This window comes from Ruegeria sp. F5 (assembly GCF_056533845.1).
Genome location: NZ_JBQFOU010000003.1, coordinates 466,780 through 481,468 on the forward strand (window position 1 = coordinate 466,780; position 14,689 = coordinate 481,468).

The window sequence follows — 14,689 nt, forward strand, 5'->3', positions numbered from 1 at the left end:
TTAGAAATTGACGATCGTCTGGATGACGATGGCATTGGCGATATCCACAAAGAATGCGGATACAAGGGGGAGCACGATAAAGGCAATAGGTGATGGGCCATATCGCTTGGTCACGGCGGTCATATTGGCAATCGCGGTGGGGGTTGCGCCCAAAGCGAAACCTCCGAACCCGGCGGCGAGAACGGCGGCGCGGTAATTGCTGCCCATGACCGGAAACAGAACCCAGATCACGAAAGCGACGGCAAACAGCGTCTGAGCGGACATGATGACGACAATCGCCAGACCCAGCTCGGCAATGGTCCAAAGCTGCAGGCTCATCAGCGACATCGCCAGAAACGCACCCAGCGAGAACTCCGAGATCAGCGCCAGCGTCGGGGTCCGCGCCACAGGCCGTGCGCTTGGGGCCAGAACGTCGCGGAGGTTGGCAATTATGATCCCCATGATCAGGCAAGGCACAAACAAAGGAAGTTTGAGACCCGCTTCGTCGATCACCTGCCACAGCATGTAACCCAACAGCATCGCGATGTTCAGATACAGCAGCACCCGCATGATTGTCAGATGATCGATCCTGGTCGCGCTTTCATCACCCTGATCCGGCACCCCGACAGTGTGTTCTTCCTCGGGGCGTGCGGGCGACAATCCGCGCCCTTCGACCAGATACCGGGCCACCGGGCCACCCACCAGCGCGGCCAATACCAGCCCGAGCGTGGCAACCGCGACGCCCAATTCTGTCGCGCCTGCAAGGCCGGTCACCTCGGCCACCTCGGGTGCCCAGGCGATTGCCGTCCCGTGCCCTCCGATCAAAGCTGCCGAGCCAAACAGAACGCCCGACTGCGCAGGGTATCCGAATAGCGACGCCCCAAAGGCGCCGATTACGTTTTGGGCGACGATTGTGATCAAAGTCAAAATCAAAAGCAGGAACAACGGCTTGCCGCCGGAAATCAAATCTGAAAACCGCGCATTCAGACCGATGCCCGCAAAAAACACAACCAGCAGAAAGTCGCGCGCGGCCAAGCCGAATGAAAGCTCAAGATCGAACAGCAGATACAGCAGCAGTACCACCAACGAGGCCAACAGGCCCCCGGTCACGGGTTCGGGGATGTTGAACTGCCGCAATGCGGGAACCCGAGCATTGATTTCGGCCCCCGCCAGATAGACGGCAAACCCAAGGGTCACGGTCAGAAAGTCATCAATCTGTATCGCATTGGCCATGGGTGATCCTCAGCTTTCTGGGCGCGGCGGACATTCTTCGCCGACCACGGTGCCGTCATAGGCCTTTTCACCGCAATTGTTCAGCACATGCCAGATGAAGCCCTGACCATCCTGAGTCACGGCCACGATCCGGTCCACGCCGTAATGAACGTTTTTCACGCCGATAAACGCCTCTGCCTGTCCCGATTTCAAAGCGTCGGCCAGCGCTTCGGCGTCGTAACAGTCGAACCACCCCGGCGCGGTCAGGGGGGTTGCGTCCTCGGCCGGGCTATAGGTTGCCCGCAACTCCTCGCGCGTCAGGTCGGTTTCGAAACAGGCGCGATACCGGATCGGAGAGCTGTCGGCATCAATCGCCTGAAAAGCGGTATAGCTGATGGGCTCCGAGGTCTCGGCCCCTTGGGCCAGCAAAACAACGTCCTGCCCGGGGCGCGGTTCGACCGTGTAGTAATAGCCGTAGACCTGCAGGTAATACATGCCCGCGCCCGCCAGAACGGCGGACAGGATCAGGATGATCGCTAGAAACTTTCCGGTCATACTTTGGCTTATCCTTTTACGCGGGCTCTTTTAAGTTGCTCAAAAATAGGACAGGTTTTGCAACAGAACAGTGTGGATCAAGGAACACCGGATGGAATCGACCCTTGCTGTCGGGTTTTTCGGCGCACTTTTTGCGATCATGAACCCCGTGACCAACCTGCCGGTTTTCCTGAGCGTCACAGACGGCCTGCCAGCGGCGGAGCAAAAGAAAATTGCGGTGAAAACGGCGGTCTATTGTCTGATCCTTGGCACGGCTTTTGCTGCGGTGGGCAGTCAGACGCTGGGGCTGTTTGGTATCACCGTGGATCACCTGCGCGTGGCGGGTGGTTTGGTCGTGATGATGATCGGGCTGAACATGCTGAACGGGAACGAAAGCAGCTCGCACCACGGGACCGAAGGGGAAAAGCAATCTTATCCCGAACCGGACACCGTGGCGTTCTACCCACTGGCGTTTCCGATCCTTGTCGGCCCCGGCACGATCACAACGCTGATCCTGTATGCGCATCACATCACCAAACCCGTCGATGCCCTTGTTTTTGCGGGCGTCTTTCTTGGCGTGGTTGCGCTGTTGCTGATCACCTTCTGGAACGCCGCCTGGCTGGCCGAGCGTCTGTCGGGCACCGCTCGTGTCATCATGAGCCGCTTCATGGGCATGATCCTGTCGGCCATCGCCATAAGCATGATCGCCAGCGGCGTGAAAGCGTTGCTGCCGGGTTTGGCGTAACTGCCCATCAGGCCGAATGCCCGGCCGCCTCGGTCTGAACAAACGCATCCGCGCATTGCTTGGCCAGCGCCCGCACCCGCCCAATATAGGCCTGGCGTTCCGTCACCGAGATCACGCCGCGCGCGTCCAGCAGGTTGAAGACGTGGCTGGCCTTGATGCATTGATCATAAGCGGGATGCGCCATGATGATGCGTTTGCCGGTTTTCGGGTCGTCATGCTCCTGCGCCAGAATGGCAGCACATTCGGCCTCGGCCTCTTCGAAATGACGCAGCAGAACTTCGGTATTGGCCACGTCGAAGTTCCAGCGGGCGTATTCCTCTTCGGTCTGCTTGAAGATGTCGCCATAGGTCAGCGGGCTGGGCGATTGCGGATCGTTGAAGGGCATGTCCATCACGTGGTCGATACCCAGCACATACATCGCCAGACGTTCCAGACCATAGGTCAACTCACCCGACACAGGCGCGCAATCATGGCCGCCGACTTGCTGGAAATAGGTGAACTGGCTGACTTCCATGCCGTCGCACCAGACCTCCCACCCCAGACCCCATGCCCCCAGCGTCGGGCTTTCCCAGTCATCCTCGACAAAGCGGATGTCGTGCAGGTCCATGTCGATGCCGATGGCCTCGAGGCTGCCCAGATAAAGCTCTTGCAAATCCGGCGGGCTGGGTTTGATCAGCACCTGATACTGGTAATAGTGCTGCAACCGGTTCGGGTTCTCGCCATAGCGCCCGTCGGTCGGGCGGCGCGAGGGCTGGACGTAGGCCGCCGCCCAGGCCTTGCCCCCCAACGCGCGCAAGGTGGTCGCCGGGTGGAACGTCCCGGCGCCGACCTCCATATCGTAAGGCTGCAGGATCGCGCAGCCTTTGGACGCCCAATAGGTCTGAAGCCGCAGGATAATCTCCTGAAAAGAACGAGGTGCGCTGGAGTGTTCGGTCATGACATTCCCTTTGGGCGCGACAGCACCCGGTTCCGGTCGGTTTTGCCCTTCCTATGCAAGGGGCCAGGGGGCGTCAACGGGCCAATGGCCCGATGCTGTATCTGCGCGGCCACACCCAGAATTCCCCGCATTCATGGCATGGCAATCGGGGTCAGAATTCGCGTAATCTGCGCCAAAGCACACTGGCGCATAAAACGGGCAGAAAATGACACGCGTATTAACGGTTATTCTATTGTTTTTCACCTTCGGCCTTCAGGCTGCAAACGCTCAGCAGGATCAGGGCGTCTGGGTTCAGGTCGAGGCGCGCCCGACCCTGAGCCAGGCGCAGGATCGCGCACAGGCCTATGCCAACGCGCTGCCGGATGTGAACGGGTTCCGCCTGAACAGCGGCTGGTACGCCATCGTGATCGGCCCCTACCTGCGCAGCGATGCCGAACAGGTGCTGCGTGTCTACCGGGCCGAGGGCGAGATACCCGCCGACAGCTTCATCGCCTTTTCCAACACGCTGGGGCAACAGTTCTGGCCAGTTGGCGCGAACCTTCTGAACCGGGGCGTCATTGCCCCGCCGGTCGAGCCAGAGACGCAACCGGAGCCTGCGCAAACCGCCGTCGCGCCGCAAAACGCGGACGAGACACGCCCACAGGCCCTGCAAAGCGAACGTCTACTGACCGCGCAAGAGCGCAGGGACTTGCAGACAGCGCTGCAGGCTGCCGGGTTTTATAATTCGACCATCGACGGCGCATTTGGTCAGGGCACGCGCCGTTCCATGGGCGACTGGCAGCGGTTCAACGGATTTGAAGCCACCGGCGTTCTGACAACATCACAGCGCAAGGCGCTGATGGACGAGTACAACGCCCCGCTGATCAGCGTGAGTATGGCGCGGCACACGGATGACAAGGCCGGGATTTCGCTGGACCTGCCATTGGGGGCCGTTGCCTTTGACCGGTACGAGGCACCGTTTGCCCATTTCAAAGCCTCCTCTGACCTTGAAGCCAAGGCTTTGCTGATCAGTCAGGACGGCAACAAATCCACCCTGCGCGCGCTGTACGAAGTGATGCAATCGCTGGAAATCGTACCGCTGGACGGCCCGCGCGAGCTGCGCGGGGATCGGTTCACGTTGGAAGGACGCGGCAACGGGGTCGTGTCTTACACGCAAGCCGCGCTGAAGGACGGCAAGATCAAAGGCTTCACGCTTATCTGGCCCGATGGGGACGAGGCGCGGCGTGCGCGGGTTCTGGCAGCGATGAAGGCCAGCTTTTCGACCACCGACGCTGTTCTGGACGCTGCCGCCGGAGCGGATGCCGAGCAGCGGATCGATTTGGTCTCGGGCCTGCAGATACGCAAACCGCGCCTGTCCCGGTCCGGGTTCTTTGCGGATGCCCAAGGCACCGTCCTGACCGTGGCCGAGGCCGCCGATAGCTGCAGCCGGATCACGCTGGAGGGCGATCAGGAGGTTCAGGTGGTATGGACCGACGCAGACCTTGGGATTTCGGTTCTGCGCCCAAGCCGGTCGCTCGCCCCGATCAACATCGCTGAATTCAGCGCGGACCAGCCGCGTATCCAGTCCGAGGTCGCAGTGTCCGGCTTCTCATATCAGGGCGCGCTGGGGGCCCCGACCCTGACCTTTGGGCAGGTCGCGGACATCCGAGGCCTGAACGGTGAAACCGGGGTCAAACGCCTGGCGCTGAACGCGCAGCCTGGCGATGCCGGTGGCCCGGTATTCGACGGCAGCGGCCACGTGATCGGCATGCTGCTGCCCGCCCCGTCCGAAGGCCGCACCCTGCCTGCCTCGGTCAGCCTTGCCGCTACCGTGGAACGCTTGACGGATGTTCTGGGCAAAGCGGGCGTGTCAGGCCAGTCAGGCCAGGAAACAGCGCAAATCTCACCCAACGAGTTGAGCCGCAGAGCCACCGGTATGACCGTGCTGGTTCACTGCTGGGACTGAGAAATCACCTCCACAAACTAAAAAAGCGCCGCAGTCCCCTGCGGCGCTTTTCTTATGCGATATCCGGCGTCACGCGGATCAGTGTCGGCACCGGCGCGGCAAAGGCTGAGCGCACGACCAACTGCATCTCGTCCAAAGTGGTGGGGGTCGCAGACAATGCCCCAAACGCCTCGGCCAGTTTGCAGAAATCGGGATTGCGGGCCACCACCGCGTTGGGCGCGATCTGGCTGCGCACCATGCTGTCCTCGATCTCTTTCAGCTTGCCGTTGTCCCACAGGATAATCGGCAAGGAGAGACCCAGTTCGACCGCCGTTCCCAGCTCCTGCATCGTGTATTGAAACCCGTAATCCCCGGCGATCACCGCCGTTGGCTGCCCCCGCCGCGCAACCGCCCCGCCGATCCCGGCGGGTAAGGCGTAGCCCAGCGTGCCAAATCCCGTCGGGTGGTGCCAGTGATGGGGGTGGGCCATGTCCCAGACCTCTTTCGCGACATAGGCAAACTGGGTCATGTCGGAATAGATCATCGTTTTGGCGGGCAATGCGGCGCGCAAGGCATCGGCGACTTGGATGATTCCCGGGCGTTCGGCCTCGACCTCAGCGCGCCAGCGGGCGCGGGCCTCGGCAATCTCTTCGGGCGACCAGCCTGTGGCGGGTTGGGTGCTTTCGACGGCCTCCGACAGGGCACGGTTGAAACCCTCGGCGTCAGCCTGCAATTTGACCGTGGCGCGGTGGTGATCCGACAACACCTCGGGGTCCAGATCGACGCGGACCAGATTGGCGGCATGACCCAGTTCTCGCCGCCACAGATCAACTTCGCCAAGCTCGGCCCCGACAGCGACCACCAGATCAGCCGAGGCAATCACCTCGACGCTGCCGGGTCGCGGCAGCATTGACCCAAAGTCCAAAGGATAGTCCGCACCGACCAACCCGCGCCCCGCATAGGTGGTGAAACAGGCCGCGCCCAGCTGAGTCAGCAAGTCCCGCCACTGGTCGGACCGGCACCCGCCGCCCAGAATGAACAGCGGCCTGCGTGCCCGCGCCAGCAAAGACACAACAATCGACACATCCGGAGGCATAGCCGCCCGCATGGCCGAAGGCTTGGGCGGGGGCGCCGGTTCGGCAGTGGCCTCTAGCAGGGCGATCGGCACCTGAATGTGCTTGGGTCGCGGGCGGGACAGTTCGAATTCCTCGAACGCGCGCTCGATCAACCCGTAAGCGGCCTGCGCGCTGTTGGCCTGACAGGACCAGTCGGCCACGGTGTCCGCCGCTGCGCGCTGATCCTTCATCTGGTGCAACTGACCCCGCTGGGCCTGCGCCTCGTCCAGACAAGAGGACAGAACCAGCATCGGGACCGAGTCGGAATAGGCCTGCCCCATCGGCGTCATGATGTTGCACAGGCCCGGCCCGGTGATCACATAGGCCACCCCCGGCTTCCCCGTCGCACGCGCGTAACCGTCGGCCATGAATCCGGCCCCCTGCTCGTGCCGAGCCAGAACATGCGTGATCCCGGCCTCTTCGATGCCGCGATACATCTCTTGGTTATGCACGCCGGGGATACCAAAGATCACGTCGACCCTGCGATCCTTCAGCATGTGCGAGATCTGCGCGCCAAGGGGCTTTTGCATCAGCCTCTCCAGAATTGAACGGTGAAGATTGCGTAGACCGCCAGCAGTTCCAGACGCCCGACCAGCATGCCAATCGACAGCAGCCATTTGGCGGTGTCGCTCAGCCCGGCGAAGTTGCCCGCCGGGCCGATCTGGCTGCCAAGCCCCGGCCCGACATTGGCCAGCGCCGTCGCCGCGCCCGAAACAGAGGTGATGAAATCCAACCCCGTCAGCGCCAGCGCCCAGGACAGGATGCCCATCGACAGGACGAAGAACATGAAGAAACTCATGACCGAGGTCAGAACATCGCGCCCGACGGGCCGCCCGTCATAGAGCGGCATGAAGACGCCATGGGGCGATCTGATCCGGCTAAGTTGGGTTTTGATCGAAGCGAACAGCAGCTGATACCGGAATACCTTGATCGAACAGGCGGTCGAGCCCGCGCAGCCCCCAATCAGGCCGATCAGAAAGAAGATCATGACCGGAAAGCTGCCCCAGGTCATGTAATCGACGCTGGCATAGCCGGTGCCCGAGATGATGGATGTGATGTTGAACAGCGATTGCCGGAAGGCTTGCTCCCAATGATGCGGAAAGACCGATGTCAGAAAGACCGACATCACGACGACGAGCACCAGAATGGTTGCAAGGAAGGCTCTGATCTGGCTGTCCTGCCACAGGGAACTGGTGTTGCCATTGGCAAGCTGGACATAGCGCACGAACGGCAGCGCCGCGAGGATCATGAAGACCGACGCGGCATACTCCGCAGGGCCTGAAAACGTGCCGAACGAGTTATCGTAGTTGGAAAAGCCGCCCGTCGCAATTGTCGTCATCGAATGGACGATGGCATCGAAGAAGCCCATGCCAAACCCGGCATAGACCAGGGCGCAAACCACTGTCAGGAAAACATAAATCAGGGATATCTGGCCCGCGATTTCCTGCGCGCGGGGCAGGATTTTCCCCATCGTCTCGAACCCTTCCGAGCGGAAGATCTGCATCCCGCCCACGCGCAGCTCGGGCAGGAACACCATCGCCACGACGATGATCCCAATCCCGCCCAGCCATTGCAGAATGCCACGCCACAGCAACAGGCCCTGCGGCAGGTTATCGAGGCCGGAAATCACCGTCGAGCCGGTGGTGGTGAGACCCGACATCGCCTCGAAATACGCATCGACAAAGCGTAGCTCGGATTCACCTAACAAAAACGGAATCGCCCCGAACACCGGCAAGGCGACCCAAACGCCGGTTGTCAGCAAAAAGGTCTGCCGGATGGTCAGACCTTCGCCCACGCCGTTGGAACAACTTAACGCCAGCACCGTTCCGGTCAGTACCGTGATGATGGCGCTTTCCAGAAAAACGTGCCACTCGTCCCGCCCTTCGAGCATGTCGGCGAGCATGGGCAGCAGCATGGTCGCCCCAAGAATGGCGACCAGCAAGCCAATCACATATCCGACCGGGCGAAGATCCATCATGACGCGCAGCGTTGGCGCGCCATGGGGATCGTGTCAAGCAGATGATCTGCGATTATTCGTCGGCCTTGGCCTTGGAGGCCGGCATCGCAGGCGGTTTGGACGGCGCACGGGTCCGGCGCGACTGCGGTTTGGGCGTGGCTTCGGTGGTATTCGCAGCCTTTGCCTCGACCGGTTTCGCCGCCGCGACCGGGGCCGGTTTTGCCTGTGCTGCGGGCTTAGGTGCGGTTGCGGTCTTCGCTGTCACGACAGGTTTCGCAGCTGCAACGGCAGGCTTCGGGGCCGGAGCCTTGGCCGCAGCCGGTTTGGCAGCGGGCGCTTTGGCCGCCGCAGGCTTTGGTGCGGCTTTAGGTGCAGCAGGCTTTGGCGCGGCAGGCTTGTCAGCCTTCACCGCCGGTTTTGACGGTGCTACAGCCGGTGCGGCCTGTGCCTTAGCGGCAGCCGCCGGTTTAGCGGCGACGGGCTTTGGCGCAGCTTTGGTGGCAGGCTTCGCAGCGGGCGCTTTGGCAACAGGCTTGGCTGCGGGGGCTTTGGCGGCGGTACGCGGCTTTGCCGTGAACTCGGCAACAGGCTTGGATTCCGCCTTGGCCGCAGCCGGTTTGGCGGCAGGTTTTCTGGCAGCAGGGGCAGCTTTGGCTACTGGTTTCGCGCGCTTGGCAGCCGGGGCCTTGGCCTTTGGCTTGGGTGCGGCCGGTTTCGCCACAGCGGGGGCCGGGCTTGCAGCCGCAGCATGCAGCGCCTGAACCGGAGCCATCGGCAGTTCGAACGCCGAACGGGCCATGATCTGCATGATCTTCATCTGGTTCACAATCGCATAGCCAGCCACGCGGCACACAGCAGCCTGAAGCTCCAGCGGTTGGGTAATCGGGTTCATCTACATTCTCTCCTGTAATAACAACGCAGCACGGAAATTGAGTGAGTGGTGCCCTGCCCGCTCAAATCGCTTGAGCGGCGGATTTGGTGTTGCAGTCCAAGGCGTGGCACGTCTCGGGTTTCCTCAAAGGCGGCACGCCGTCTTTTGACGCAGGCGTGCAGCGGCTGCATTCCGGGTCACCCTAACCCAAAAGAATGCCACAGTGCAGCGATATCGCTGCATTGCGGCAAAAAGGCGCTTACGCTGCGGAAACGTGATGCATTTCTGACCGGTTAGCCCGATTGTCAGCCGACGTGGAACAAGCTTGAAAACAGGCGCGGGTCCAGGCTGGGGGCGGCAAAGGTCGGGCCTTCGGTCAGAATCGAAACGGCGTCGTGGCTGTGCAGGCTTTCCTGATGGCTCGCGATCACGCGGAAATCTCCGACGTGGTGGTCAGCCAGCAGTTCGGCACAGAACAGGCGCGCGGCGTCCTCGACAAAGATCGGGTTGGCGGCGTTCAGTTCCGCAAAGGCCTGTTCATCCTCGCGCTTGACCATGACCTGCGTTTCGGTCGGCACCGCACGGCGGCAGAGGTCGATCAGGTCCTCGAACCACAGGCAGTCGGCATCGCAATCCACGACGATCGAAATCCGTGCCACCGAGCGCTGCGAATGCGGCGTTGCCAACTGCCCGCGCTGCGACCGCGCGTGTTCGCTCAGTTCCAGCGAGCATGGGCAGGTCGAGGAATATACGTAATCCAGATGCATGATCTTCTGACGCGTGCCGTTCTGTTCGATCAGTTCCAGCGCGATATCGTAATACTGATACCCTTCCAGCCCCGACCGCAGGCTTTTGACCTTGACCGGATAGGAAAAGCGCATCTGGATACGGGCATCAAAGCTGTCCAGATCGGTCTTGTAGTCGCTCAGCGCTGCTTCCATCACTTCAAAACTGAACGTGCGCTCGGCGTGTTTGTAGAAAGAGCGCATGATGCGGGACATATTGATGCCCTTCTTTTCCGCCTCAAGGCTGACCGTTCCGGTGACCGAGGTTTCAAGCGTCAGATCCTCGCCTTCCTTGCGGTGGAACCGGATCGGCAGGCGGAAATTCGAGATCCCGACATGCTGGATCTGCTGCTTCGCACCCCGGATCAGGCTGGACGGGCCGTTCTGAAGGTCGGGCAACGTTGCGCGGTAGGCGGCATCGACCTGGAACCCTTCGGGGTAGTCGCGTGACATGGCCGGATAGTCCACCGGGGCCAAACCCGGCACAAGCCGCGCCAGGGCCGGGTCAAGCTGGCTGATCTCGGATGTCGGGGCGGATTTTGCCCAACGCCGCAGAACGTGCAGGGCAGCGGCAGCTTCGTCACGGTCCGGGGTATCGTCAATGTCGCGCGGGTGAACGTTCATCGGATGGGGTTCCTCGATTGGTCGCCGGAATATATACGACTGCAGTTGATTTTCCAGTCTTACCCAATACGCATGCACTAACACTCTGGATTGAAAATAATAGGGCAAAACCGTCATCTTACAACGGAATACGCCGTGCCTTGGCGGAAAGCCGGATCAGACACAACGCGTTCTGCGGCTGGTGTCGCAATCAGAACAGCCATGAAGCTGATGCCGGATAGCATGAGCCAAGCCGTGAAACGACGACTATGCGAAAGGGGCGCTGGCATGCAGACCATTCTCGACCTCGACCGATTTCCCATCGACCGCCCCGGCAGCCCGGAATGGCAGGCACTGGTCGAGCGATGCCGGGCGGAGCTTGCCGCGGACGGGATGTATAATCTGGACGGACTCATGCGGAAGGACGTGGCAGCCGCCGCCGTTTCCGAGATGACCCCCCGTTTTGCAACCGAGGCGTTCCTGCACGAACGCCGCCACAATATCTACTTCAAGAAGCTTGATAACCTGCCCGACGACCACCCCGCCCTGCAGGAGTTTCACACCTCGAACCGGACGCTCTGCGCAGATCAGATCGAAGGCTCTGCCCTGTTGCGCCTGTACGAATGGCCCGAATTCGCGCAGTTTCTGGCCGCGACCATGGGCAAGCCCGAGCTTCACGTCATGGATGACCCGCTGGCCCGTGTGAATGTCATGGCCTATCAGGACGGGCAGGCCCTGAACTGGCATTTCGACCGGTCCGAGTTCACGACAACGCTGTTGCTACAGGCCCCCGATCAGGGTGGCGGCTTCGAATACCGGACCGATCTGCGCAGCGATGAGGACCCGAACTACGACGGCGTCGCCCGGTTGCTGAACGGCACGGATGGGGAAAGCAAGACTATCACGCTCAGCCCCGGAACATTGAATGTTTTCAAGGGCAAGAACACCGCACATCGGGTCACGCCTGTGGTCGGCGGCAAGCCGCGCGTGATTGCCGTATTCTCATATTATGAAAACCCCGGCGTCGTTTTTTCTGACTCTGAACGAATCGGATTTTACGGCCGGGCTTAGGCCCCACGCCCCAAGGCGGCTTCTCCGTCCCGGGGCGCTTCTTCTTATGTCTGGGACACGTCCAGCGCCTGACGGATATCTGCCAGAAGGTCTTCGGCGTCTTCTAAACCAACCGACAGGCGGATCAGGCCGGGCGTTATACCCAGCTCATCCTTCTGCGCGTCACTCAGGCGTTGGTGAGTCGTCGTGGCCGGATGCGTCGCGATGGATTTCGCGTCCCCGAGGTTGTTCGAGATCACCGGAATCGTCATCGCATTCAGAAACGCAAACGCCGCCTCTTTACCGCCTTTGATGTCCAGCGACAGAACCGTGCCGCCCTTGCCGCCCAACTGCGACTGAACAAGGTCGTTCTGCGCGTGCGTTTTCAGACCCGGATACAGGGTGCGGTCCAGCGCGGGATGCCCTTCCAGCGCCTCGGCCAGGGTCTGAGCGGTCTCGGCCTGCGCGTTGACCCGCAGGGCAATCGTTTCCAGACCCTTGAGCATGATCCACGCATTGAACGGGCTGAGCGCGCCGCCGGTGTGCTTCATGTAGGGTTCGACCGTTCCGCGAATGAACTCTTTGGTGCCGATGATCACACCGCCAAGGGCACGGCCCTGACCGTCGATATGCTTGGTTGCCGAATAGACCACGACATCCGCCCCCTGCTCGATCGCGCGCGAGAAGACCGGGGTCGAAAACACGTTATCAACCACGACCAGGGCGCCGACCGCATGGGCCAGTTCCGCAACCGCGGTAATATCGATCACCTCAAGCGTCGGGTTCGACATGGATTCGAAGAACACGGCCTTTGTATCCGGGCGGAGGGCGGCCTTCCACTGCTCCAGATCGGTGCCATCGACGAACGTCACCTCAACCCCATAGCGGGACAGGATGTTTTCAAGAATATACAGGCAGGACCCGAACAGAGCCTTGGCCGAGACCACATGATCCCCCGCCTTGAGCATCGAGGTCAGCGCGCCGTTGACCGCGGCCATGCCCGACGCGGCGGCAAAGGCATCCTCGCCCCCTTCCAGCATCGCGATGCGCTGTTCGAACATCGACACGGTGGGGTTGCCGTAACGGGCATAAATGAACTCGTCCGGGCCGCTTTCCAGAAACCGGGCCTCGGCCTGTTCGGCATTGTCGTAGACGAAGCCCTGCGTCAGGAAAATCGCCTCGGACACCTCGTTATACTGGCTGCGGCGAATACCGCCATGCACGGCTTGGGTGCGTTTGTTCCAGGTCTCGCTCATGTCATTCCTTTCCGCCCCTGCTCGGGAGGCAAACAAAAAACCCCAGACGCGGCCAAGCGAAAGGGGTCTTTCATCCTGACCTTTTAGCGGTGTTGTTTAGCGTGGCCCGCAATCCGGTAACAAATCGCCACGTGGTGGGAAAGCGTTTACGCCGCACCCCGCCATTGGTCAAGTCCGGGCGGCGCATCGGTCACGCTTTCGTAACACTCGGGCACGCCCCCCTTGCCGAATTTGTCTAAACCCTCATGATCGCCTGAACCTGAGGAGACGCCATGATCGACCTGTATTTCTGGCCCACGCCGAATGGCTGGAAAGTGTCCATCGCTTTGGAAGAGATGGAACTGCCCTACGCTACTCACCTGATCAACATCGGAAAGGGCGAGCAGTTCGACCCCGAGTTCCTGAAAATCGCCCCCAACAACCGGATGCCCGCCATTGTCGATCCCGACGGCCCGGACGACGCGCCGATCTCGGTCTTCGAAAGCGGCGCGATCCTGATGTATCTGGCCCGCAAGACCGGACGGTTCTATGGCGAAACCGAACGAGACCGGATCGCGGTCGAGGAATGGCTGATGTGGCAGATGGGCGGCGTCGGCCCAATGGCGGGTCAAGCGCATCATTTCCTGAAATACGCCCCGAAACTGGACCCACCGCAAGACCTGCCCTACCCCAAAGACCGCTACCGCGCTGAGGTCGGGCGTCTTTATGGCGTGCTGGATCGGCGGCTGGCCGAAAACGAATACGTCGCGGGCGATTTCTATTCCATCGCAGACATGTCGATCTGGGGCTGGGCGAGCCTGTGGGAAGGACAACAGCAGGTGCTGGAGGACAAACCCCACTTTACCCGCTGGCTTGAAACAGTAAGCGCCCGCCCCGGCGTGCAGACCGGGCGCGCTCTGCATGCAGAGTTACGCGGGGATCACCGGGACAAGCAGGCGCAGGGGGTTTTGTTTAATAGATAAAAAACTACCAAAACCGGTTTGCCCTACTCACGGACAAAATGGCCAAGGATATCATTCCTGACTTTTTTCGAACTCCCATCTCTCGATTCGCTCTTTCATGCGGTCAAAGCTTGCAAACGTTTTTTCGTAGTGCCCTCCCGATTTGTGAATGTGCTCTAGAGCAAAATCCCGAATACTCGAATAGTCAACCGGCTCACCATCCGGAGGCAAGAATTTAGATGCACTTGGTTGCAAAGGATTTTCTATTTTCTGATATTCGTGTAATTTATTTGCAAGCGCAATAGCGCAAAGCGCTGCCCCAATGGATATAAAATGATCTTCTTCGTTTCTGATTGATTGATACAATCCGTAGAGAAATTGATTGCGGCAAAAACTTTTCCACTCGCTGACGGGGCGGGCCAGCATACAAGTTAATCGCGCTCGCACGATCGCACTTTTGGTGTCACGGCTCATAGTTTCGAGAAGATCAAGTCGTATTGATTCAGGAAAATTCCAAGCGCCATCGTCATCGCACAGCCTTGAGGCATTGGATAACAATATGTCACCAACAGAACCCTGCAGCGAGTTCAATTTTAGCGCATGATCCATAACTTGAACTGCTGCTTCATTACTTATCCTACCGTCTGCCCAAGCGCCATTTAGTAATATAAGTGCCAGTCGGCCCTCACCTAGGCTCAGGACTCATAACCAATAGATGACAGTTGCGGCGAGGGCGATTGCTGAGAGGAAGACTTTGGGGGAGCGGTCATATCGGGTTGC

General features: G+C 60.5%; 13 protein-coding genes and 1 riboswitch. Of the genes, 4 read left to right on the plus strand and 9 right to left on the minus strand.

What is annotated here, in order from left to right; genetic code table 11:
* Entirely contained in the window at positions 1-1,212 is a 1,212-nt protein-coding gene (gltS, locus tag ACR0K1_RS07170; RefSeq protein WP_480849454.1) for a sodium/glutamate symporter, read from the minus strand.
* A 9-nt stretch (positions 1,213-1,221) separates the two neighbouring features.
* A complete protein-coding gene (locus tag ACR0K1_RS07175; RefSeq protein ID WP_480849456.1) occupies positions 1,222-1,746 on the minus strand; it encodes a DUF6446 family protein in 525 nt (174 codons plus the stop codon).
* A gap of 91 nt (positions 1,747-1,837) precedes the next feature.
* On the opposite strand from ACR0K1_RS07175, the gene ACR0K1_RS07180 reads away from it, so the two are divergent.
* Positions 1,838-2,470: a MarC family protein gene (locus ACR0K1_RS07180; RefSeq protein ID WP_480849458.1), complete on the plus strand. Its 633-nt coding sequence runs from the start codon at positions 1,838-1,840 to the stop codon at positions 2,468-2,470.
* Between the two features lie 7 nt (positions 2,471-2,477).
* Here the strand turns inward: ACR0K1_RS07180 and ACR0K1_RS07185 are convergent, their stop codons facing one another.
* Positions 2,478-3,407, minus strand: coding sequence for a glycine--tRNA ligase subunit alpha (locus ACR0K1_RS07185; protein ID WP_480610124.1), 930 nt, complete (start codon positions 3,405-3,407; stop codon positions 2,478-2,480).
* A gap of 205 nt (positions 3,408-3,612) precedes the next feature.
* Here ACR0K1_RS07185 and ACR0K1_RS07190 point away from each other — a divergent pair, with 205 nt between their 5' ends.
* Complete coding sequence (locus tag ACR0K1_RS07190) at positions 3,613-5,352, plus strand: serine protease (RefSeq protein WP_480849460.1); 1,740 nt, start codon at positions 3,613-3,615, stop codon at positions 5,350-5,352.
* A gap of 52 nt (positions 5,353-5,404) precedes the next feature.
* Here ACR0K1_RS07190 and ACR0K1_RS07195 read toward each other — a convergent pair whose 3' ends face one another.
* The 4 genes from ACR0K1_RS07195 to folE2 all read right to left on the minus strand — a co-directional run bounded on the left by ACR0K1_RS07195 (position 5,405) and on the right by folE2 (position 10,683).
* Entirely contained in the window at positions 5,405-6,976 is a 1,572-nt protein-coding gene (locus ACR0K1_RS07195; protein ID WP_480849462.1) for a 5-guanidino-2-oxopentanoate decarboxylase, read from the minus strand.
* Entirely contained in the window at positions 6,976-8,424 is a 1,449-nt protein-coding gene (locus tag ACR0K1_RS07200; protein ID WP_480849464.1) for a TrkH family potassium uptake protein, read from the minus strand. The genes ACR0K1_RS07195 and ACR0K1_RS07200 overlap by 1 nt, the downstream gene beginning before the upstream one ends.
* Before the next feature lie 52 nt (positions 8,425-8,476).
* Complete coding sequence (locus ACR0K1_RS07205) at positions 8,477-9,295, minus strand: hypothetical protein (RefSeq protein ID WP_480849467.1); 819 nt, start codon at positions 9,293-9,295, stop codon at positions 8,477-8,479.
* A 284-nt stretch (positions 9,296-9,579) separates the two neighbouring features.
* A complete protein-coding gene (gene folE2 / locus ACR0K1_RS07210) occupies positions 9,580-10,683 on the minus strand; it encodes a GTP cyclohydrolase FolE2 (protein WP_480849469.1) in 1,104 nt (367 codons plus the stop codon).
* 267 nt (positions 10,684-10,950) lie between these two features.
* Here folE2 and ACR0K1_RS07215 point away from each other — a divergent pair, with 267 nt between their 5' ends.
* Positions 10,951-11,733, plus strand: coding sequence for a HalD/BesD family halogenase (locus ACR0K1_RS07215; RefSeq protein WP_480849471.1), 783 nt, complete (start codon positions 10,951-10,953; stop codon positions 11,731-11,733).
* Positions 11,734-11,777: 44 nt separating this feature from the next.
* On the opposite strand, the gene metZ is transcribed toward ACR0K1_RS07215, so the two are convergent.
* Entirely contained in the window at positions 11,778-12,968 is a 1,191-nt protein-coding gene (metZ, locus tag ACR0K1_RS07220; protein WP_480849474.1) for an O-succinylhomoserine sulfhydrylase, read from the minus strand.
* Between the two features lie 63 nt (positions 12,969-13,031).
* Positions 13,032-13,109, minus strand: a riboswitch (SAM riboswitch).
* Between the two features lie 131 nt (positions 13,110-13,240).
* On the opposite strand from metZ, the gene ACR0K1_RS07225 reads away from it, so the two are divergent.
* Positions 13,241-13,930, plus strand: coding sequence for a glutathione S-transferase N-terminal domain-containing protein (locus ACR0K1_RS07225; protein WP_480849476.1), 690 nt, complete (start codon positions 13,241-13,243; stop codon positions 13,928-13,930).
* Positions 13,931-13,981: 51 nt separating this feature from the next.
* Here the strand turns inward: ACR0K1_RS07225 and ACR0K1_RS07230 are convergent, their stop codons facing one another.
* Complete coding sequence (locus tag ACR0K1_RS07230; protein WP_480849478.1) at positions 13,982-14,383, minus strand: hypothetical protein; 402 nt, start codon at positions 14,381-14,383, stop codon at positions 13,982-13,984.
* Positions 14,384-14,689: the final 306 nt, after the last annotated feature.